Genomic DNA, 20259 nt, shown 5'->3' on the forward strand with positions numbered 1-20259 from the left:
TGATCAAGTCTCCGGAAAATAATCGCGTCGCTCGCTGGGCGTTGCCCTGCGCGCGGAAATGATTCGAACCAAATTCGGCTCTCGATAGCTGTACACAACGACCAGCAAACGTCCCTTGCCGTCGTTGCCGAGAGTGATCCAGCGTTGCTCGTCATGATCGTTGTCTTCAATCGTCAGTGCTCGTTCGTCGTAGAAGACCGGTTCGGCCTCGGCGAGGCTGATCCCTCTGTGTTTGAGTTTGTTGGCAGCATTCTTGCTTTTGTCGAACTAAATCTTGAATGACTTCATTATGCATACTTTATATGTATAAAAAAGAGCGCGGCCACACCGTCGGTCGCCATGAGCACTTCAGCCTAGGTGGATAAAACGCGGGGCCAGTCAACGATGTGTTGCCGGATTTGTGGCGGCATGTAGGCGGCGGGATAGAAGGTTGAGTGGCTGCCTATCCATAATGTGACTGATAAGTTGTATACAACTCTATGGACATTTGTCCCGACTCTTGAATACAGTGTGCGCATAACAAAAACCAGGGAACCCCCCCACCATGAAAACGCCCCATGTTTCACACCAACGGCCCGAGGACGAAAATCTCGGGGTCGGCGCGAATATGGCTTACGGCCTGCAACATGTTCTGACCATGTATGGCGGTATCGTCGCGGTGCCACTGATCATTGGCCAGGCCGCCGGGTTGTCACCGGCGGACATCGGTCTGTTGATTGCTGCTTCATTGTTTGCGGGAGGGCTGGCCACGCTGCTGCAAACCCTGGGTCTGCCGTTTTTCGGATGTCAGTTGCCGCTGGTGCAGGGCGTGTCGTTCTCCGGTGTCGCCACGATGGTGGCGATTGTCAGCAGCGGCGGGGAGGGCGGCTTTCAATCAGTGCTCGGCGCGGTCATTGCGGCGTCGCTGATCGGCTTGCTGATCACGCCGGTATTCTCACGCATCACCAAGTTCTTCCCGCCGCTGGTCACGGGCATCGTGATCACCACCATCGGCCTGACGCTGATGCCGGTGGCCGCCCGCTGGGCCATGGGCGGCAACAGCCATGCGCCGGACTTCGGAAGCATGCAGAACATCGGTCTGGCGGCGGTTACGCTGGTGCTTGTGCTGTTGCTGAGCAAGATCGGCAGTTCCACCATTTCGCGTCTGTCGATCCTGTTGGCGATGGTGATCGGCACGGTGCTGGCCGTGTTCCTCGGCATGGCGGATTTCTCTGGCGTCACCCAGGGTCCGATGTTCGGCTTCCCGACGCCGTTCCATTTCGGCATGCCGACCTTCCATTTTGCCGCGATCCTGTCGATGTGCATCGTGGTCATGGTGACCCTGGTGGAAACCTCGGCTGACATCCTGGCAGTCGGTGAAATCATCGGCACCAAAGTCGATTCCAAGCGACTGGGCAACGGTCTGCGGGCGGACATGCTGTCGAGCATGTTTGCACCGATCTTCGGCTCGTTCACCCAAAGTGCCTTCGCCCAGAACGTCGGGCTGGTGGCGGTAACCGGAATCAAGAGTCGTTATGTGGTGGCGACCGGCGGTATCTTTCTGGTGATCCTCGGCCTTTTGCCATTCATGGGCCGGGTCATCGCGGCGGTGCCGACTTCGGTTCTGGGCGGCGCCGGCATCGTGCTGTTCGGCACCGTGGCGGCGAGCGGTATTCGTACGCTGTCCAAGGTCGACTACCGCAATAACGTCAACCTGATTATCGTTGCCACGTCGATCGGATTCGGCATGATCCCGATTGCCGCGCCGAACTTCTATGATCACTTCCCGAGCTGGTTCGCGACCATTTTCCATTCCGGCATCAGTTCGTCGGCGATCATGGCGATCCTGCTGAACCTGGCGTTCAACCACTTCACCGCCGGCAACTCGGATCAGCAGTCGGTGTTCGCGGCGGCAGAAGAGCGGACCCTGCGTTACCGGGATCTGGCCGCCCTGCGCGAAGGCGATTACTTCAGCGACGGCAAGCTCCATGACTGTGATGGCAATGAAGTGCCGGTGATCGATCTGGAGTCGGATCACGGTCATGGCGCACCGAAGGTACATGCCAGGAGCAGCGAGCACGTCTGACCGTTGTGTCTGAAACAGAAAAGGGCCGATCAGTCGGAAAACTGATCGGCCCTTTTTATGGCGCCGATTTTTTCAACGCCCACAAAAAAGCCCCTGAATCTTTCGATTCAGGGGCTCTGTATTTGGCTCCACAACCTGGACTCGAACCAGGGACCCAGTGATTAACAGTCACTTGCTCTACCAACTGAGCTATTGCGGAATTGGTGCGTATGTTACTGATTTAAAAAGACTAGTCAAGCTTTGTCGGAATTTTTTTGCTGAACGGTTTTCAGCCGCCAAATGTAAAGGTGCCCATCAGCAGTTTTGCGTACAGCGCCGTGGCGGCCAGTTGCACCAGCCACAGGGCCAGACCGCCGAGAAATACACCGGTCGCCACTTGCAGCACCAGGCTTTTCTCGCGTTTGCCCGAGGTGCGGGGTGGATAGTAGTCCAGCTCGTCACGGTCGGCGCGCAGATCGTCGTTTTTCATGTCGGTTCTCTGAAATCCTGTTTGCATGCAGTCTAGAGGGTATAGCGGCTTTTCTTCGGACAAATAAAAAACGGGAAACCCGAAGGCTTCCCGTTTTTAATGCTGCGCCGGATCAGATGACCTGAACGATGGCGTCGGTCACGACTTCGATGTTGCTCTGGTTCAGCGCGGCCACGCAGATGCGGCCGGTGTCCAGGGCGTAGATGCCGAACTCGTTGCGCAGGCGATGAACCTGCTCGGTGGTCAGGCCGGAGTAGGAGAACATGCCACGCTGACGACCGACGAAGCTGAAGTCATGCTGCGGGGCTTTCTTCGCCAGCAGGGCGACCATCTGCTCGCGCATGCCACGAATGCGCAGGCGCATTTCGGCCAGTTCGGCTTCCCATTGGGCGCGCAGTTCCGCGCTGTTCAGCACTGCAGCGACAACGCTTGCACCGTGGGTCGGCGGGTTGGAGTAGTTGGTGCGGATCACGCGTTTGACCTGCGACAGTACGCGGGCGCTTTCTTCTTTCGATTCGCTGACGATCGACAGGGCGCCGACGCGCTCGCCGTACAACGAGAACGACTTGGAGAACGAGCTCGATACGAAGAAGGTCAAGCCGGATTCGGCAAACAGGCGCACGGCAGCGGCGTCTTCGGCAATGCCGTCACCGAAACCCTGGTAAGCCATGTCGAGGAACGGCACGTGACCTTTGGCCTTGACCACTTCCAGCACGTTGTTCCAGTCCGCCGGGCTGAGGTCGACACCGGTCGGGTTGTGGCAGCAGGCGTGCAGCACGATGATCGAGCCGTTCGGCAGGGCGTTGAGGTCTTCCAGCAGGCCGGCACGGTTCACGTCGTGAGTGGCGGCGTCGTAGTAGCGGTAGTTCTGCACCGGGAAACCGGCGGTTTCGAACAGCGCGCGATGGTTTTCCCAGCTCGGGTCGCTGATGGCCACGACGGCATTCGGCAGCAGTTGCTTGAGGAAGTCGGCACCGATTTTCAGTGCGCCGGTTCCGCCGACGGCCTGAGTGGTGACCACGCGGCCAGCGGCCAGCAGTGGCGAATCATTGCCGAACAGCAGCTTTTGCACAGCCTGATCGTAAGCTGCGATGCCGTCGATCGGCAGGTAGCCACGGGAAGCGTGCTGAGCAGCGCGAATGGTTTCGGCTTCGATAACGGCGCGCAGGAGTGGAATTCGCCCCTCTTCGTTGCAATACACACCCACCCCGAGATTGACCTTGTTGGTCCGGGTATCGGCGTTGAATGCTTCGTTGAGGCCCAGGATTGGATCGCGGGGTGCCATTTCGACAGCGGAGAACAGGCTCATTTTTACGGCAGCTCTAAATGGAGAGTGGAGGGACGTGTGGCGCTCCAGCCGAATGCACTAGAGCGGTGCACAAACGGGGAGCTAGTATAGAGGCCATCATCGACCAATGGCGACAGGCGATTCGGGTTTTCAGGTAAGTTTTTCCGATTATTTCTCGACCGTTAGTCGAATGGGCTTGTCGGAGACTTTACCGGATGTAGGACTTTTACCTTGAAAGGTAAGGCAATCGGCTCCACATTCAGCACAATCTTCGTTTTTCCTTGCGCGACATTGGTCGTTCGCGGTCTTCCTCGTGGTGCTGCGGTTTTCCGTCAGCGCCGCGATTGCAGAGGTGTTTATGTCTGAATTCCAGCTCGTCACCCGATTCGACCCTGCCGGCGATCAGCCTGAAGCCATTCGCCAGATGGTCGAGGGCATCGAAGCCGGGCTGGCGCACCAGACGCTGCTCGGTGTGACCGGTTCGGGCAAGACCTTCAGCATCGCCAACGTGATTGCCCAGGTGCAGCGTCCGACCCTGGTGCTGGCGCCGAACAAGACTCTGGCCGCGCAGTTGTATGGCGAGTTCAAGTCGTTCTTCCCGAACAACGCCGTCGAGTATTTCGTTTCCTACTACGACTACTACCAGCCCGAAGCCTACGTGCCGTCGTCCGACACCTTTATCGAGAAGGATGCGTCGATCAACGATCACATCGAGCAGATGCGTCTGTCGGCGACCAAGGCATTGCTGGAGCGCAAGGACGCGATCATCGTGACCACGGTGTCGTGCATCTACGGTCTGGGCAGCCCCGAAACCTATCTGAAAATGGTGTTGCACGTCGATCGCGGCGACAAACTCGATCAACGCGCACTGGTGCGACGCCTGGCTGACCTGCAGTACACCCGCAATGACATGGATTTCGCCCGGGCCACATTCCGTGTACGCGGCGATGTGATCGATATCTTTCCAGCCGAATCCGATCTCGAAGCCATCCGTATCGAGTTGTTCGATGACGAAGTGGAGAGCATTTCCGCATTCGACCCGCTGACCGGCGAGGTCATCCGCAAACTGCCGCGTTTCACCTTCTACCCGAAGAGCCACTACGTGACGCCCCGGGAAACCCTGCTCGATGCCATCGAGGGGATCAAGGTCGAATTGCAAGAGCGTCTGGAATACCTGCGCAACAACAACAAACTGGTCGAGGCCCAGCGCCTGGAGCAGCGCACCCGGTTTGACCTGGAGATGATCCTCGAACTCGGCTACTGCAACGGTATCGAAAACTACTCGCGCTATTTGTCGGGGCGTCCCGCCGGTGCGGCACCGCCAACGCTCTACGATTATCTGCCCGCCGACGCCTTGCTGGTGATCGACGAATCCCACGTCAGCGTGCCGCAGGTCGGCGCGATGTATAAGGGCGACCGTTCGCGCAAGGAAACCCTGGTGGAATACGGCTTCCGTCTGCCCTCGGCGCTGGACAACCGACCCATGCGTTTCGACGAGTGGGAAGCTGTGAGCCCGCAGACGATCTTCGTTTCCGCCACGCCCGGCAATTACGAAGCCGAGCATGCCGGACGGGTGATCGAGCAAGTCGTACGGCCGACCGGTCTGGTCGACCCGCAGGTCGAAGTGCGTCCTGCGCTGACCCAGGTTGATGATCTGCTTTCGGAAATCACCAAGCGTGTAGCCTTGGAGGAGCGAGTGCTGGTCACCACGCTGACCAAGCGCATGGCCGAAGATCTGACGGACTACCTGGCCGACCACGGCATTCGTGTACGTTATCTGCACTCGGACATCGACACCGTCGAGCGGGTCGAAATCATCCGCGATCTGCGCCTTGGTACGTTCGATGTGCTGGTGGGGATCAACCTGTTGCGAGAAGGCCTGGACATGCCGGAAGTGTCACTGGTGGCGATTCTCGATGCCGACAAGGAAGGCTTTCTGCGTTCCGAACGCTCATTGATCCAGACCATCGGGCGAGCGGCCCGTAACCTCAATGGGCGGGCGATTCTCTATGCGGATCACATCACCGGTTCGATGGAGCGCGCCATTGGCGAGACCGAGCGTCGTCGCGAAAAGCAGATCGCATTTAACCTGGCCAACGGCATCACGCCGAAAGGCGTTTTCAAGGACGTTGCGGACATCATGGAAGGCGCCACCGTGCCCGGCTCGCGGAGCAAGAAGCGCAAGGGCATGGCCAAGGCTGCCGAGGAAAACGCCAGATACGAGGCCGAACTGCGTTCGCCGAGCGAGATCACCAAGCGCATCCGCCAGCTGGAAGAGAAGATGTACCAGTTGGCCCGCGATCTGGAATTCGAAGCGGCGGCGCAGATGCGCGACGAAATCGCCAAGCTGCGTGAGCGACTGTTGGCCGTTTAACAGATCGTTCCCACGCTCTGCGTGGGAATGCAGCCCTGGACGCTCTGCGTCCGCTCAAGGTTAATGAGCCTCGCCGGCCTTCAGGCCGGCAGGCAGTTTTCTGGTCAATAAAATGGCCAGCATGCTGATTCCCAGCGCAATCCCGACAAAATGAAACGCGTCGTTGTAGGCCATGATCAGCGCCTGCTGATGGACAATCTCGCTCAGTTTCCCCAGCGCCGCCGTGTCACTGCCAAAACGATCGGTCATCGATGCCAGACGTTCGGCCACCTGTGGATTGGTCGGCACCACCGCTTCACGCAAATAATCGAAGTAAGTCTTGGTGCGCGCATCCAGCAGGGTGGCGAGCAGGGCGATGCCGATGGCGCCGCCCAGGTTGCGCAAGATGTTGAACAGACTCGACGCCGAGCCCGCGTCCTGGGGCTGAATGTAAGCCGTGGCGATCAACGAAATGGTGACCATGATCAACGGCTGGCCGAGGGCGCGGATGATCTGGATCTGATTGAACTGCGGCCCGGCAAAGTCAGGGTTGAGCACGCCGGATGAGAAACTCGCCAGACCAAACAGCCCGAACCCCAAAGTACATAGCCATTTGGGTGACACAAACTTCATCAGTTTCGGCACCAGCGGAATCAGAAACAGCTGTGGTACGCCCATCCACATGATCACTTCGCCGATCTGCAGGGCGTTGTAATTCTGGATCTGCGCCAGATACAGCGGCAGCAGGTAGATCGAGCCGTACAGCCCGACGCCCATGCCAAGGCTGGAAATGCTCGACAGACCGAAGTTGCGATTGCGCAGGATGCCGAGGTTGATCAGCGGGTTGGGTTTGGGAATCTGTACGATCACGAAGGTGATGAGGCTCAACAACGCGATGCTGCCCAGCGTCACGATCAGGCTCGATTCCAGCCAGTCCTTGCGATGACCTTCTTCAAGAAACACTTGCAGGCAACCAAGGCCGATGCCCAGCGTGAGAATGCCGGTGTAGTCGGTGCTTTTCAGCAGTTCCCAATGGGCTTCTTTCTTTTCCAGGCCGTACATCAGCCCCGCGATCATGATCAGCCCCGGCGGCACGTTGATGTAGAAAATGTATTCCCAGCCCCAGTTTTCCGTGAGCCAGCCGCCGAGGGTCGGTCCGATGGACGGGGCGAAAGTGGCGGTCATGGCGAACATCGCCATGCCTTTGGCACGGTGGTGTTCGGGGAGTTTGATCAGGGTCAGGGTGAAGGCCAGCGGGATCAGTGCGCCACCGGTGAAACCCTGCATGGCGCGGAATACGATCATGCTGTCGAGGCTCCAGGCCATCGAACACAGCAGGGATGAAATCAGAAAACCCATCGACACCCACACCGCCAGGCGCCGTGCCGAAAGCAGCTGCACCAGCCATGCGGTCAGCGGGATCATGATGATTTCCGCCACCAGATAGGACGTGGAAATCCATGAGCCTTCTTCCAGCGTTGCCGACAGCGCGCCCTGAATGTCCTTGAGCGATGAGTTGGTGATCTGAATATCGAGCACCGCCATGAATGCGCCGAGCATCACGCTCATCACCGCGATCCAGTCCCGCCGGGTCGGTTCGCCGACCGGGCGGATCAATTGATCACCGGCCATTGTCTGGAGCGTCTTTGATATTCACGGTAGCGGTGACCGACATGCCCGGGCGGATTTTGCCGTGCAGCGGGTTGTCCGCCTTGAACGTCAGCTTGACCGGAATCCGCTGTACGACCTTGGTGAAGTTGCCGGTGGCGTTGTCCGGCGGCAACAGGCTGAACTGCGCGCCGGAGGCGGCGAACAGGCTGTCGACCCGTGCTTCGATCGGCGTATCGCTGTAGGCATCAAAGACCAGCTCGGCTTTCTGGCCCGGTTGCATGTGGCCAATCTGGGTTTCCTTGAAATTGGCCTGCACCCAGATGTCTTCGTCCGGAACGATCGACAGCAGATACGCGCCGGCCTGAACAATCTGGCCATTGCGTGCGGCACGCTGGCCGACCAGGCCGCTGATCGGCGCATGGATTTCGCTGCGGGTCAGGTTCAGTTCGGCCTGGGCGAGGTCGGCGCGGGCGTTGGCGATCTGCGCGTCGAGGCGTTTGATCTCCGCATTCAATGCGCTGACCTGTTGGCGCTGACTCTGGGCATCGGCCTGAGCCTTGGCCACTTGCGAGCGGGCGATGTGGTTGTCGGCGGAAAGGGTGGTGACCCGTTCCTCGGAAACGAAACCGGGTTTGCGCAGGGCTTCGGCACGGGACAGATCGATCTGTGAGCGGCCCAGTGTCGCTTGCGTGGTGGCCACTTGTGCTTCGCTGGCGGCAATCAGGCTGGCCTGCTGCGTCAATTTGCTCTGGGCCTGCAGGCGCTCGGCTTCGCGGGTGGCGAGGGCGGCGTTGGCGCGATCAACGGCGAGGCGGAAGTCGTCGCCTTCGAGGCGGACCAGCAACTGGCCTTTTTCTACATGCTGATTGTCCTGCACCAGGACTTCGTCGATGCGCGCGCTCAATTGGCTCGACACGCGGGTGATTTCGCCCTGGACATAAGCGTTGTCAGTGCTTTCATAAAATCGTCCCTTGAAAAACCAATGAGCAAACAGGCTTCCTGCAATCAGCAGGACAAGCAGGACGAAAATGATCAGGCGACGCTTGAGTTGGGCAGGCATGGGGCAAACTGTAGTCGAGGAATTGTAAGGAAAGTTATCAGCAAGCGAATCTGGCACGAAGCCGATAAGCGGTAAATGCCGTCTGCTGATATTCAGCCATTCACTGCGCCCAACGGGCGTTTCAGACGCAAGCTTGGCTTAAATGCCCTGCCCGCTGGAGCCGGGCGGGTGTCGCCTGTTACCATTCGCCGCTTGATTGTTCTTTGCTTTTCATTCTTTTCGAGACATGCCATGACCACCGTCCGCACTCGCATCGCGCCATCGCCTACCGGGGACCCCCATGTAGGTACCGCTTACATCGCATTGTTCAACTACTGCTTTGCCAAGCAGCATGGCGGTGAGTTCATCCTGCGGATCGAAGACACCGACCAGTTGCGTTCGACTCGCGAGTCCGAACAGCAGATCTTCGACGCCCTGCGCTGGCTGGGCATCGACTGGAGCGAAGGTCCGGACGTCGGCGGCCCGCACGGTCCGTATCGCCAGAGCGAGCGCGGCGACATCTATCAGAAGTACTGCCAGCAACTGGTCGACATGGGCCACGCTTTCCCGTGCTTCTGCACTGCCGAAGAACTGGACCAGATGCGCGCCGAGCAAATGGCTCGCGGCGAAACTCCGCGCTACGACGGCCGTGCACTGCTGCTGTCCAAGGAAGAAGTTGCCCGTCGTCTGGCTGCCGGCGAGCCTCACGTGATTCGCATGAAAGTGCCGACCGAAGGCGTCTGCGTGGTTCCGGACATGCTGCGTGGCGACGTCGAGATCCCGTGGGATCGCATGGACATGCAAGTGCTGATGAAGACCGACGGTCTGCCGACGTACTTCCTGGCCAACGTGGTCGACGACCATCTGATGGGCATCACCCATGTGTTGCGCGGTGAAGAATGGCTGCCATCGGCACCGAAACTGATCCTGCTCTACGAATACTTCGGCTGGGAACAACCGCAACTGTGCTACATGCCGTTGCTGCGTAACCCGGACAAGAGCAAATTGTCCAAGCGCAAGAACCCGACTTCGGTGACGTTTTACGAGCGTATGGGCTTCATGCCGGAAGCGATGCTCAACTACCTGGGCCGTATGGGCTGGTCGATGCCGGACGAGCGCGAAAAGTTCTCGCTGCAGGAAATGGTCGACAATTTCGACCTCAAGCGTGTGTCCCTGGGCGGGCCGATTTTCGACATCGAGAAACTGTCGTGGCTCAACGGCCAGTGGTTGCGTGACCTGCCGGTGGAAGAGTTCGCCGCTCGTATTCAGAAGTGGGCCTTCAACTCCGAATACATGATGAAGATCGCACCGCACGTTCAGGGCCGTGTCGAAACCTTCAGTCAGGTTGCCCCGCTGGCCGGGTTCTTCTTCGCCGGTGGCGTGAACCCGGACGCCAAACTGTTCGAATCGAAAAAGCTCTCGGGTGATCAGGTTCGTCAGTTGATGCAGTTGATCCTGTGGAAACTCGAAAGCCTGCGTCAATGGGAGAAGGACAGCATTACGGCGACGATTCAGGCAGTGGTGGAGTTCCTCGAGCTGAAACTGCGTGATGCGATGCCGCTGATGTTTGCGGCAATCACCGGTCAGGCAAGCTCGGTATCGGTGCTCGATGCGATGGAAATCCTCGGTCCGGATCTGACCCGTTTCCGTCTGCGCCAGGCCATTGACCTGCTGGGCGGCGTGTCGAAGAAAGAAAACAAAGAGTGGGAAAAGCTGTTGGGCGCTATCGCCTGATCGCGTTTGACGTTGCAGGACGCGCCGCAGGTCAGGATCTTTTGATCCCGTCCTTCGGCGTTTTCCCCCGAATTTACGGGGGGAGGGCGGTAAGTGATTGTTATGCCGACAAAAAATTTTGAAATTTTTCAAAAATAAGTTTGACAGGCTTTCGATACGCCCTTAAGATTCGCCCCGTCCTCAGCGATGACATCAACGATGAGGGGCTATAGCTCAGCTGGGAGAGCGCTTGCATGGCATGCAAGAGGTCGACGGTTCGATCCCGTCTAGCTCCACCAATTTACACTTCGAAGCTTGGCCACACCGGTTTCGAAGCGATCAACACTCAGCGTTGATCAGTTGTATAGAAGGTTTGTGTCCCCTTCGTCTAGTGGCCTAGGACACCGCCCTTTCACGGCGGTAACAGGGGTTCGAGTCCCCTAGGGGACGCCAGTTTTACAGAAGTGATGTTGCAAAATGTCGCTCCGCCGCGAGGCGAAAAATCTGGGGCTATAGCTCAGCTGGGAGAGCGCTTGCATGGCATGCAAGAGGTCGACGGTTCGATCCCGTCTAGCTCCACCAATTTACAGTTCAAGGTCTGGCCACGCAGACCTTGAATCGATCAGATCTCAGCACTGATCAGTTGTATAGAAGGTTTGTGTCCCCTTCGTCTAGTGGCCTAGGACACCGCCCTTTCACGGCGGTAACAGGGGTTCGAGTCCCCTAGGGGACGCCACGATTACCCGCCTTGCGGGATTTATAAGGGTCATTCAATTATTGAATGGCCCTTTTGTTTGTCTGGCGTTTGGCCAAATCTCCTTTTTCCTTACACTGTGCTTCAGACCAGCGGTCATATTCTCGACTTGCAGAATATTATTATGAGAATAATATTCTAATCGTAATATTCGGAGGCAACGATGAACGACAAAAAAGCTCAAACCCGCGAACGCATCCTCAAGGCTGCCAGCGCCGCTCTGATTCAGCGCGGCCCGGCCGAACCGAGCGTGGGAGAGGTCATGGGGGCCGCCGGTCTGACTGTCGGTGGCTTCTATGCGCACTTCGAAAGCAAGGACGCAATGATGCTCGAGGCGTTCAAGCAGTTGTTGAGTCGCCGCCGGGATCTGATTGCCGACATGGATAGCGAGTTGACCGGTGAAGAGCGCCGCGCCTTGGTGGCCGCGTTCTACCTGTCGCGCAAGCATCGCGATTCCAGCGATTCGGCCTGTCCGATTCCGGCTTCTATCGGTGAGCTTGGAAGGCTGCCGGAAGCGTTTCGCATAGCGCTCAACGAGCACCTGGAGCTGATGATTGCGCAATTGGCGTCAAGCCCCGAAGACACCGACAAAGCGCTGGCCGATGTGGCCCTGATGGTGGGTGGTCTCGCGCTCGCGAGGGCGCTGGGGCCTGGTGATTTATCCGATCGATTGCTGCGCGCTGCCAAGTCGGCGGTGCGTTGACCTGAAGGCAGCAAGCCTGAGGAGAGAGCGATGAGCACGTTGAAGTGGGTTCGTGGCGTTAATGGCACCTTGGGCTGGTTTGCGCCGAAACTGGTAGCAAGCAAAATGCGGCTGGCGTTCATGACGCCACGCGCGAATTCGCCACGGGAGTGGGAATTGCCGCTTTTGGCGAAATCCGAGCGAATCACTTTACGTTTCGGTCTATCCGCACTGCGTTGGGGGCAAGGTCCGACAGTTCTGCTGATGCACGGTTGGGAAGGGCGGCCGACCCAGTTTGCCGCGCTGATCACTGCGCTGGTCGAAGCCGGTTACACCGTGGTCGCTCTCGATGGTCCGGCTCACGGTCGTTCGCCAGGGCGCGAAGCCAACGTCGTTCTGTTTGCGCGCGCCATGCTCGAAGCCGCTGCTGAATTACCACCGCTGCAAGCGGTCATCGGCCACTCCATGGGTGGTGCCAGCGCCATGCTTGCGGTGCAGCTGGGGCTGCGTACCGAAACCCTGGTCAGTATTGCCGCTCCGGCACGCATTCTGGGCGTTTTGCGCGGATTTGCGCGTTATGTGGGAATGCCGCCCCGGGCTCGTTCTGCGTTCATTCGTCAGGTCGAACAGGACGTCGGCATGCGCGCCGCCACTCTTGACGTCGCCCACTATCAGCTGGATATGCCAGGCCTGATTGTGCACGCCGAAGACGATACCTTCGTCTCGGTGAAAGAATCCCGACTGATCCACGAGTCCTGGTTCGACAGCCGACTGTTGCGTCTGGAGTCAGGCGGTCATCAGCGTGTGCTGGCCGACCCCAGGGTGATTGATGGCGTGCTATCACTGCTGGCCGGGCGTAGCCTTCAGGCACGGCAATCGGCGTAGTCATCCGTTACACTGCCCCGGTTGAATCATTTGACCGGGAGTAGGGCATGGGCTGGGATCGGGCAACGCCGTTTACCATTGATCTGCAAGTAGGCGCCGAGGACATCGACGGGTTGGGTCATGCCAACAACGCGGTGTACGTGACCTGGCTCGAGCGTTGTGCCTGGCGCCACTCGCAGCGGCTGGGGCTGGACCTGGTCGAGTACCGGCGTCTGGATCGGGCGATGGCGGTGGTGCGTCACGAAATCGACTATTTGGCAGCCGCCTATGAAGGTGACGAGCTGCAACTGGCAACCTGGATCGTCGATTGGGATCGGCGCCTGAAAATGACCCGTCACTTCCAACTGGTTCGCCCCAGTGATAACGCCACGCTGCTGCGCGCCCAAACTACGTTTGTCTGCATCGAGCTGTCCACCGGCAGGCCCAAGCGTATGCCTGCCGAGTTCATCGAAGGCTACGGCCCGGCCATCCAGACAGCGAACATGGGTTTAACGCGCGAAACCCAGTAAACTGCCGCTCGTTTTTCCTTGAGTGTGTGTTTTCCATGCAAATTGCTCTGGCGCCGATGGAAGGGTTGGTCGACGACATCCTGCGCGATGTCCTGACCCGTGTCGGCGGTATTGACTGGTGTGTGACCGAGTTCATTCGCGTCAACGATCAGTTGCTGACCCCGGCCTATTTCCACAAGTTCGGCCCTGAACTGCTCAATGGTGCCCGCACTGCCGCTGGTGTGCCGCTGCGCGTGCAACTGTTGGGTTCCGACCCGGTATGCCTGGCGGAGAACGCTGCACTGGCCTGTGAACTGGGCTCGGAAGTGATCGATCTGAACTTCGGTTGCCCGGCCAAAACCGTGAACAAGTCCCGTGGCGGAGCCGTACTGCTCAAGGAGCCGGAACTGCTCAATCAGATCGTCGAACACGTGCGGCGTGCAGTGCCGGCGCACATTCCCGTCACTGCCAAGATGCGCCTGGGTTTCGACAGCCCGGACGGCTCGCTGGTCTGCGCCACGGCGCTGGCCGAGGGCGGCGCCGAGCATATCGTGCTTCACGCCCGGACCAAGATGGACGGCTACAAGCCGCCCGCCCATTGGGAGTGGATCCCGCGTGTGCAGGACGTGGTCAAGGTGCCGGTGTTTGCCAACGGCGACATCTGGAGTGTCGAAGACTGGCGGCGCTGTCGGGAAATCAGCGGTGTCGAAGACATCATGCTCGGTCGCGGCCTGGTGTCGCGTCCGGATCTGGCCCGGCAGATCGCTGCCGCCCGTGCCGGCGAGGAAGTCGTCGAGATGACCTGGGCCGAGCTGCTGCCGCTGATCCAGGACTTCTGGCTGCAAGCCAAAGCGCAGATGACTGCACGACAATCGCCGGGTCGCCTGAAGCAATGGCTGGCGATGCTGACCCGCAACTACCCCGAAGCGGCCGAGCTGTTTACTGTGCTTCGCCGCGAAACCGAGCCGGACCAGGTCTCGCGTTTGCTGGGCTTGCCGGTTGCCGAAGCGGCCTGAAAAAAATCTTCAAATCTTCTCTTGAAAACAAAATGCAGGTCCCTATCTAAGGGTTACGCGATGCCGAATTCGGGTCGCGGAGACAAAAAACTTGCTGATTGTTTTCAGGAGATTTGAACCATGAGTACTGCATTTTCCCTCGCGCCACTGTTCCGTTCCTCGGTTGGTTTCGACCGTTTCAACGACCTGTTCGAAACCGCCCTGCGCAACGAGCCGGGCAGCAGCTATCCGCCTTACAACGTCGAAAAACACGGTGACGATCAATACCGCATCGTCGTGGCGGCGGCCGGTTTCCAGGAAGAAGACCTGGAACTGCAAGTCGAGAAAGGCGTGTTGACCATCAGTGGCGGCAAGCGTGACGCGAACGAAGGCGTCACTTTCCTGCACCAGGGCATCGCCCAGCGTGCATTCAAGCTGTCCTTCCGTCTGGCCGATCACATCGAGATCAAGGCTGCCGACCTGCGTAACGGTCTGTTGAGCATTGACCTGCTGCGCGTGATCCCGGAAGAGGCGAAGGCCAAGCGCATCCCGATCAACGGGGCGGAGAAGCCGGTTCTGCAACACTGATTCACTTGCAGAAACATATCGTCTGAACAGGCGATGAGCCGATGAATGAAGGCCCCGATACGTCGGGGCCTTTTTGTGTGCGCAGAAAAACTGCAGTTCGGCTTTGCCACCAACGGCGGTTTCTCTACAATCCGCCGCAGTTTTTGCCGACCCCCATCCTTACCGGTCGGCCTGGAGCCTTTTTTCATGGACGATATCCAACAGCGCTGGCTGTGCGCTCTCTCAGCGCCTATGGCCGCGCTCAACACCGGTGCCGGGTACGATGACCCCGCGTTCTGCGATGACCATTACATCGATCTGAAAGACAGCTGGGGCATCGATGATCGGCGCCAGTTGTTCGATATGCTCCAGTGGATGACGGACGACGGTCATGCCAAACACCTGAAGGGAGCCTATCTGGCCTGGCAGCGTTGCCTGCCGAGTCAATGGCGGGCCTTGCTTGAAGATCTGAGTCCCCGTGAGCGTGTCCTGCACGAGTTCGCGAGCCGAACTTTTGGCAGTTGCGGTCCGGCTGGCATTTTGTCCTGGGACTATGGGCGGATGGGCTTCCTCTTGCGTTGCGCTGTACGTAATCAGTGGGTCGATCTGTCCGAAAGCAACTGGCTGCACAGCCGTTTGGCCGCCAGGGCGAAATTTCACTACGACAGCTGGACGTCCTACTTCAGTGGCTTTGTTGTCGGCCGCACGTTTTGGTGCTGCCTGAACACAAGCGACGACGCACTGGCTTGCGAGCTGGAACGGCAAGGGAACAGCGCTCATAACCTGCGAATCACCCGGGGCCTCGCCCAGAACATCCCGCACTTTCTGGCTGACTTGCCTTGGCACATGGAGATCGATTCGTTACCCCGTCCGGCATCGCTCAAGGAGTTCGACTGGTCATGAGTTGCTGGATTCGCCTGGGCATCGAACCCACCTCCGATGAAACCCTGATTCGCGATGCCTACCGCGCACGTCTGCCGTTGCATCATCCGGAAACCGATCCTGAAGGATTTCAGGCGCTGCGCATGGCCTACGAAAACGCCTTGCGCCTGGCGCGTGAGGACGTGGACGAAGCACACGGGGAAGAGGCTGAAGACTCAGAGCAGGAGGTCGTCGAGATCCCGCAGGCGTTCGTGGATTTCTGCGAGTTGCTTGATGATTCAGCACGACGATTCAATATTCAGGCGTGGCAGGCATTTGTCCGGGCGCTGGATGAGCTGTCGCTGGAGCAGCTCGATGAACTCAGTTGGAGGCTCTACCACCGGATGGCCGACGCCGGTCCGCTGTCCTACCGATGCGCGAATCTGTTGGCCAAGCGTATGGCCTGGGATCATCAGTTGCTGGATCTGGAATTCAACGACGCTCATCGAGTGGAAGCTTTTCTGCAACGAATCGGAACGCCTGACCCGTTTGATACGGATCTGATGAGCAACTGGTCAGAGCCTGCACAGATCGAATCACTCTGGTACGCCCGTAGCCTCGACTTTATCTTCACCCAGCGTCCACTCCATGAGTTCGCCGACTTCGCCAGCCAGCACACCTGTCTGCCCTTGCCGGATGATGCTGCGTTCATCAAGCGTTTGCTGGTTCAGTTCACGCAGGCGGGCATTGGTGCACCGACGTTCTTGCAGTGCTGTATCGAACAGCAACTTGAATCACCCGATGATGTTGACTGGCTGTACCTGGTGGCCTGTCAGAGCAGCCTGCTGGGTTATGACGATCAGGCGTTGCCGTACTGGATCCGGTTGTGGAATGAACATCGCCATCCGATGGCTGAAAGTCGTCTTCTGGATTTGTGTGCCAAGCGGCAACCGACTTTTCTGCCTCTGCTGATTCAGGCGTTCGATTGTCTGGGCGACTTTTCTGACTGGCCTGCGGATCTTGGGGATGACGCCCAGGTGTATGGCAGTCCCTCACAACGCCCCGAGACGCTGAATCGTTGGTTGGGTGTAGGACAGCTGAAGCTTGATAACCTGGCGCAGAGTTTTGTCGAGTGGCGCATGGCAGGCGATGAACTTCCATTGTTGGCGCAATTACTGGGTGAAAATGCCGACAGCCGACTGCTGCATCTGTACCGACATGCCTGGGCGCTGCATCGAGGGGATGCGGTCTTGCTGCAGCGGATTCTGGATCAGCCGCTCCCTGTCGATGCGCTCGAATGCCTGGTGCTGAGCGGGTTCAAGGCTCAGGCCGGGCAGCACCTGCGCTGGTTGAGCGATGCGCCGATTGCGCGCGCGATGAATGCCTTCAGTGAAGCGGATTCAATACCGCAGCAGTTGCCGCAGGAACTGAAAAAAGGCGAGCTGCACAAGGTTTGTCGTCAATGGTTGCGCCGCCTGCGGCCCTACAGTGACACCGCCCTTGAGCGCATCGCCGAAGCGTTCAGGTTGGGTGCCGTCAGAGACGACTGCGATTTGTCCGAGCTCGATCTGCTTCTTCAGTTGAGTCGTCGTGGGACAGGGTTACCGCCGGTCGGGCTGGGTGAGGCTGCCTGGGAGTGGCACGCGCAGACCTTGTTTTTACTGGCATTGCTGGATCAGCCGGAGCGCTGGCTGCAATTGATCGATGCGCAGTGCCTTGAGCGTCTGCCTTTCAATCCGGCTCATCCTTTGAGTCGATTGCAGCCATTGTTGCGGTGTTTGCAACGTGAACAAGGCAATTGCGACGGGCTGTTGGGCTGGCTGCAAGGCAATGATCCGGTGCACGGCTTGTTGGTGCAGCAATTGTTCAGCGTGCAGCAGGCCCTCGGCAGCGCCCGATTGCCTGCCAACACACTGCTTTACACCTGTCTCGAAAGCGACCGCGCTGCATGCGGCGACAATCTGCTGGGCTTGTTGATGTTCTGGGGCGTGCTCTACCACGACCCGAGTCTGAGCGCCGAGCAGCATCGTGTCTTGCTGCAATCCATCGCGGCGGTCAGTTGCGAAGACGACTGGCTCGAGGGTTTTCGCGACGCCTTGATCAAGGGCGAGCCGGTGTGGCCGCCGCGCAAGGTGCTGACGGATTTTGGCGTCGACAAACTCTTGACATACGAGGCGCTGGATGCGCTCAAGGGCCTGGTACGCCATGGCGCTGCCGGTGTGCCGAATACCCGGGTGTTGCGTCAATTGCAGCAGGGCAAGGATGACATGCAGAACAGTGTCGGTTTGCGTCTGGCGCTGTGCGCCTTGCTGTCCTGGTCGGAGCGTTTGATGCTGGCCAAAAGTGATATTCAGCCGGTAGCGGCGGGTGCAATCTGGCGCCTGGGGTCGAGGCTGGGGCGCAAGGCATTTATCGCTCAGGTCCTGGGGGTTGTGCTGATTGCGCCGATCGCAGGCCTGCTCAGTGGTACCACGCTCTTTGGGATTCTGATTCTGTTGCTCAGTGTTCTGCTGTTATTCGGCGCCACGCTGCGCCGTTTGCATGACATGGGGCGAGGTCTGCCGACGTTACTGATATTCATGGCTCTGTCACCGATCTTGCCGTTTCTGCCACTGCTGCTGTTCGGGTTTCCCGGAGACAGGCTACCCAACCGTTATGGTGTGCCTGCGGACAGCAGCGGTGACGAAATGCTGTCCGGTGGCTTGCAGGCTGCGCTGCGGCGGCTCAACGGCTAGAGGCGCAGTTGGTCCAGCGCCTTGTTGATTTCTGAGCGGTAGCTGGCGATCTCTGCAGGTTTTTGACCAGTGAGCACCGTAGTGAAGTTGTGCAGCCACTCGGCAATGTGTTCGCGCTGTGCGCCCAGACTCTGCATCCATGCCCGCTCCAGGCGGGCCAGCAGTGTGCGGTTGGGCAATGCATCACGCGGATGGACCTTCAGCGTTGACAGTCGGTTATGGCTGTCTCTGCGTGCTTGCTCATCCAGTCCGGTGGGGCTGCGGTCGATGCTGTGGCTGTGGCGTTCACCGGTCTCGAGCAGCGTGACGTCGACTTCGAGCAGGCCGTTGATGTCGTAGCTGAAGCGCACGTCCAGTTCCTGGATATTGTCGCTGGGCGTCAAGGTGACATCGAAAGCGTCAATAAGGATGTTGTCACGTACCCACGGCCGCTCGCCCTGATAGACGGCAATGCGGATCAACTCCTGTCGGGGACAGGTTGTGTGGTAACGCTCGACCCGCGACGTCGGAATGATGGTGTTGCGTTCGATGATCGGCGAAAAAGCCCCTTCGATGCCTTTGCCACGCATTGTCTCGATGCCCAGCGTATACGGGCAGACGTCGGTGAGGATCAGTTCTTCGATCGCGCCATCGCGCGCCTTGCAGGCGGCTTGCGTGGCCGCTCCCAGTGCAACGAGTGTGTCGGGATCAAGATGCCGGTAAGGCAGGCGTCCGAACAGTGTGGCGACCAACTGTTGCACCGCCGGCATCCGCGTCGCTCCACCCACCAGCACCAGGCTATCGAGATCCCGTGGTTTCAGGCGCGCATCGCGCAGGGCCTGTTCGATCGGCGAGCGCAATTTTGCCAGCAAGGGTTCCCAGATCTTCACGGCAGCGGCTTCGTCCAGCGACCATTCGTACAGCTTGTCGGCATGACGCCAGTTCAGCGATTGAGCTCCCTCTCCGAGTTTGCATTTGAGCTGTTCCAGCGCATCGTTCAGGCTGGCCATGCCTTGCGGATCAATGGTCGATGGGGTCAGTTGCCAGTTCTTCAGACAGGCGTTCAACAGTGCGGCGGTAAAGTCTTCGCCGCCCAGGAAGTTGTCGCCGGTGGACGCATGCACCTCGATCAGCGGCAACGCGTATTCCAGCACCGTGACGTCGAAGGTCCCACCGCCCAGATCGAAGATCAGTGTGCGTTCGAATTTCTGCTCATGCAGTCCATAGGCCATGGCTGCGGCGGTCGGTTCGTTGATCAGTCGTGAGACTTTCAGGCCGGCCAGTTCGGCGGCAAAAAGTGTGCGTTTACGTTGTTCGTCACTGAAATAGGCAGGCACTGAAATCACCGCTTCCTGGACCGGGTGCCCCAGAAATGCTTCGGCATCCTGTTTGAGCGAACCGATCACCAGCGCCGAGAGCTCTTCCGGGCTGAATGAACGCCTGCCCAGCTCCAGACGCTTGTCACTGCCCATGAATCGCTTGAATGCCGCTGCCGTGCGCTCCGGGTGGGTGGTCAACCGGGCGCGGGCGGCCTTGCCGACCAGAATGGTGTCGTCTTCATCGAGGCTGACCACCGAAGGGGTCAATACCTCGCCGATGGCGTTGGGGATCAATCGGGCCTGCCCGTCCTGCCAGACGGCGATCAAACTGTTGGTGGTACCAAGGTCTATGCCCAGCAGGGCCGGGCGGGGGAGGGTTGCATCCTGCATGATCGATCTCGAAACGGCGCGAAAAAACGCGACCCTACAGGTTGCCGTCAACCCTGGCAATTACCG

General features: G+C 58.9%; 15 protein-coding genes, 5 tRNA genes and 1 pseudogene. 14 read left to right on the forward strand and 7 right to left on the reverse strand.

Features of this window, described 5'->3' with window-relative positions; genetic code table 11:
- Positions 1-3: 3 nt before the first annotated feature.
- Positions 4-288: pseudogene (locus NWV16_RS10160) on the reverse strand (BrnT family toxin).
- A gap of 256 nt (positions 289-544) precedes the next feature.
- On the opposite strand from NWV16_RS10160, the gene NWV16_RS10165 reads away from it, so the two are divergent.
- Positions 545-2065, forward strand: coding sequence for a nucleobase:cation symporter-2 family protein (locus NWV16_RS10165; protein WP_065257406.1), 1521 nt, complete (start codon positions 545-547; stop codon positions 2063-2065).
- A 123-nt stretch (positions 2066-2188) separates the two neighbouring features.
- Here NWV16_RS10165 and NWV16_RS10170 read toward each other — a convergent pair.
- From NWV16_RS10170 to NWV16_RS10180, 3 genes are all read right to left on the reverse strand, one after another.
- A tRNA-Asn gene (locus NWV16_RS10170) sits at positions 2189-2264 on the reverse strand.
- Positions 2265-2333: 69 nt separating this feature from the next.
- On the reverse strand, positions 2334-2534 hold the full coding sequence (locus tag NWV16_RS10175) for a hypothetical protein (RefSeq protein ID WP_260522910.1): 201 nt from the start codon (positions 2532-2534) through the stop codon (positions 2334-2336).
- A gap of 112 nt (positions 2535-2646) precedes the next feature.
- Positions 2647-3843, reverse strand: a complete 1197-nt coding sequence (locus NWV16_RS10180) for an amino acid aminotransferase (RefSeq protein WP_065257404.1) — start codon at positions 3841-3843, stop codon at positions 2647-2649.
- 337 nt (positions 3844-4180) lie between these two features.
- Here NWV16_RS10180 and uvrB point away from each other — a divergent pair, with 337 nt between their 5' ends.
- On the forward strand, positions 4181-6196 hold the full coding sequence (gene uvrB / locus NWV16_RS10185) for an excinuclease ABC subunit UvrB (RefSeq protein ID WP_260522911.1): 2016 nt from the start codon (positions 4181-4183) through the stop codon (positions 6194-6196).
- Between the two features lie 60 nt (positions 6197-6256).
- Here uvrB and NWV16_RS10190 read toward each other — a convergent pair whose 3' ends face one another.
- On the reverse strand, positions 6257-7747 hold the full coding sequence (locus tag NWV16_RS10190) for an MDR family MFS transporter (protein ID WP_260523501.1): 1491 nt from the start codon (positions 7745-7747) through the stop codon (positions 6257-6259).
- Positions 7748-7796: 49 nt separating this feature from the next.
- On the reverse strand, positions 7797-8846 hold the full coding sequence (locus tag NWV16_RS10195; protein ID WP_065257401.1) for an HlyD family secretion protein: 1050 nt from the start codon (positions 8844-8846) through the stop codon (positions 7797-7799).
- Between the two features lie 231 nt (positions 8847-9077).
- Between NWV16_RS10195 and gltX the strand changes: the two genes are divergently transcribed.
- From gltX to NWV16_RS10255, 12 genes are all read left to right on the forward strand, one after another.
- Positions 9078-10559 (forward strand): glutamate--tRNA ligase, encoded by a 1482-nt coding sequence (gene gltX / locus NWV16_RS10200; protein WP_260522912.1) that lies wholly within the window; start codon positions 9078-9080, stop codon positions 10557-10559.
- A 202-nt stretch (positions 10560-10761) separates the two neighbouring features.
- A tRNA-Ala gene (locus tag NWV16_RS10205) sits at positions 10762-10837 on the forward strand.
- A gap of 78 nt (positions 10838-10915) precedes the next feature.
- Positions 10916-10991 (forward strand) — tRNA-Glu (locus NWV16_RS10210).
- Between the two features lie 53 nt (positions 10992-11044).
- Positions 11045-11120 (forward strand) — tRNA-Ala (locus tag NWV16_RS10215).
- Positions 11121-11198: 78 nt separating this feature from the next.
- Positions 11199-11274, forward strand: a tRNA-Glu gene (locus tag NWV16_RS10220).
- A gap of 181 nt (positions 11275-11455) precedes the next feature.
- The gene (locus NWV16_RS10225) at positions 11456-11995 is read left to right on the forward strand and encodes a TetR/AcrR family transcriptional regulator (protein ID WP_065261386.1); all 540 of its coding nucleotides are present in this window, start codon (positions 11456-11458) and stop codon (positions 11993-11995) included.
- Between the two features lie 30 nt (positions 11996-12025).
- Positions 12026-12859 (forward strand): alpha/beta fold hydrolase, encoded by an 834-nt coding sequence (locus tag NWV16_RS10230; protein WP_260522913.1) that lies wholly within the window; start codon positions 12026-12028, stop codon positions 12857-12859.
- A gap of 47 nt (positions 12860-12906) precedes the next feature.
- Positions 12907-13368, forward strand: coding sequence for an acyl-CoA thioesterase (locus NWV16_RS10235; RefSeq protein ID WP_260522914.1), 462 nt, complete (start codon positions 12907-12909; stop codon positions 13366-13368).
- Positions 13369-13403: 35 nt separating this feature from the next.
- Complete coding sequence (locus tag NWV16_RS10240; protein WP_260522915.1) at positions 13404-14363, forward strand: tRNA-dihydrouridine synthase; 960 nt, start codon at positions 13404-13406, stop codon at positions 14361-14363.
- Between the two features lie 120 nt (positions 14364-14483).
- Positions 14484-14930, forward strand: a complete 447-nt coding sequence (locus NWV16_RS10245) for an Hsp20 family protein (protein ID WP_260522916.1) — start codon at positions 14484-14486, stop codon at positions 14928-14930.
- Positions 14931-15116: 186 nt separating this feature from the next.
- Entirely contained in the window at positions 15117-15812 is a 696-nt protein-coding gene (locus NWV16_RS10250) for a DUF1266 domain-containing protein (protein WP_260523502.1), read from the forward strand.
- Positions 15809-18505 (forward strand): J domain-containing protein, encoded by a 2697-nt coding sequence (locus tag NWV16_RS10255; protein WP_260522917.1) that lies wholly within the window; start codon positions 15809-15811, stop codon positions 18503-18505. The genes NWV16_RS10250 and NWV16_RS10255 overlap by 4 nt, the downstream gene beginning before the upstream one ends.
- Here NWV16_RS10255 and NWV16_RS10260 read toward each other — a convergent pair.
- On the reverse strand, positions 18502-20193 hold the full coding sequence (locus tag NWV16_RS10260) for a molecular chaperone HscC (protein WP_260522918.1): 1692 nt from the start codon (positions 20191-20193) through the stop codon (positions 18502-18504). The genes NWV16_RS10255 and NWV16_RS10260 overlap by 4 nt on opposite strands.
- Positions 20194-20259 lie beyond the last annotated feature (66 nt).

This window comes from Pseudomonas sp. BW7P1, from assembly GCF_024981055.1.
In the GTDB taxonomy this organism is placed as follows: Bacteria; Pseudomonadota; Gammaproteobacteria; order Pseudomonadales; family Pseudomonadaceae; genus Aquipseudomonas; species Aquipseudomonas bananamidigenes.

Bases quoted from the DNA above. Each gene is read 5' to 3' on its own strand.
- NWV16_RS10165 (WP_065257406.1), top strand. From the start codon at position 545: ATGAAAACGCCCCATGTTTCACACCAACGGCCCGAGGACGAAAATCTC.
- NWV16_RS10175 (WP_260522910.1), bottom strand. From the start codon at position 2,534: ATGAAAAACGACGATCTGCGCGCCGACCGTGACGAGCTGGACTACTAT.
- NWV16_RS10180 (WP_065257404.1), bottom strand. From the start codon at position 3,843: ATGAGCCTGTTCTCCGCTGTCGAAATGGCACCCCGCGATCCAATCCTG.
- uvrB (WP_260522911.1), top strand. From the start codon at position 4,181: ATGTCTGAATTCCAGCTCGTCACCCGATTCGACCCTGCCGGCGATCAG.
- NWV16_RS10195 (WP_065257401.1), bottom strand. From the start codon at position 8,846: ATGCCTGCCCAACTCAAGCGTCGCCTGATCATTTTCGTCCTGCTTGTC.
- gltX (WP_260522912.1), top strand. From the start codon at position 9,078: ATGACCACCGTCCGCACTCGCATCGCGCCATCGCCTACCGGGGACCCC.
- NWV16_RS10225 (WP_065261386.1), top strand. From the start codon at position 11,456: ATGAACGACAAAAAAGCTCAAACCCGCGAACGCATCCTCAAGGCTGCC.
- NWV16_RS10230 (WP_260522913.1), top strand. From the start codon at position 12,026: ATGAGCACGTTGAAGTGGGTTCGTGGCGTTAATGGCACCTTGGGCTGG.
- NWV16_RS10235 (WP_260522914.1), top strand. From the start codon at position 12,907: ATGGGCTGGGATCGGGCAACGCCGTTTACCATTGATCTGCAAGTAGGC.
- NWV16_RS10240 (WP_260522915.1), top strand. From the start codon at position 13,404: ATGCAAATTGCTCTGGCGCCGATGGAAGGGTTGGTCGACGACATCCTG.
- NWV16_RS10245 (WP_260522916.1), top strand. From the start codon at position 14,484: ATGAGTACTGCATTTTCCCTCGCGCCACTGTTCCGTTCCTCGGTTGGT.
- NWV16_RS10250 (WP_260523502.1), top strand. From the start codon at position 15,117: ATGGACGATATCCAACAGCGCTGGCTGTGCGCTCTCTCAGCGCCTATG.
- NWV16_RS10255 (WP_260522917.1), top strand. From the start codon at position 15,809: ATGAGTTGCTGGATTCGCCTGGGCATCGAACCCACCTCCGATGAAACC.
- NWV16_RS10260 (WP_260522918.1), bottom strand. From the start codon at position 20,193: ATGCAGGATGCAACCCTCCCCCGCCCGGCCCTGCTGGGCATAGACCTT.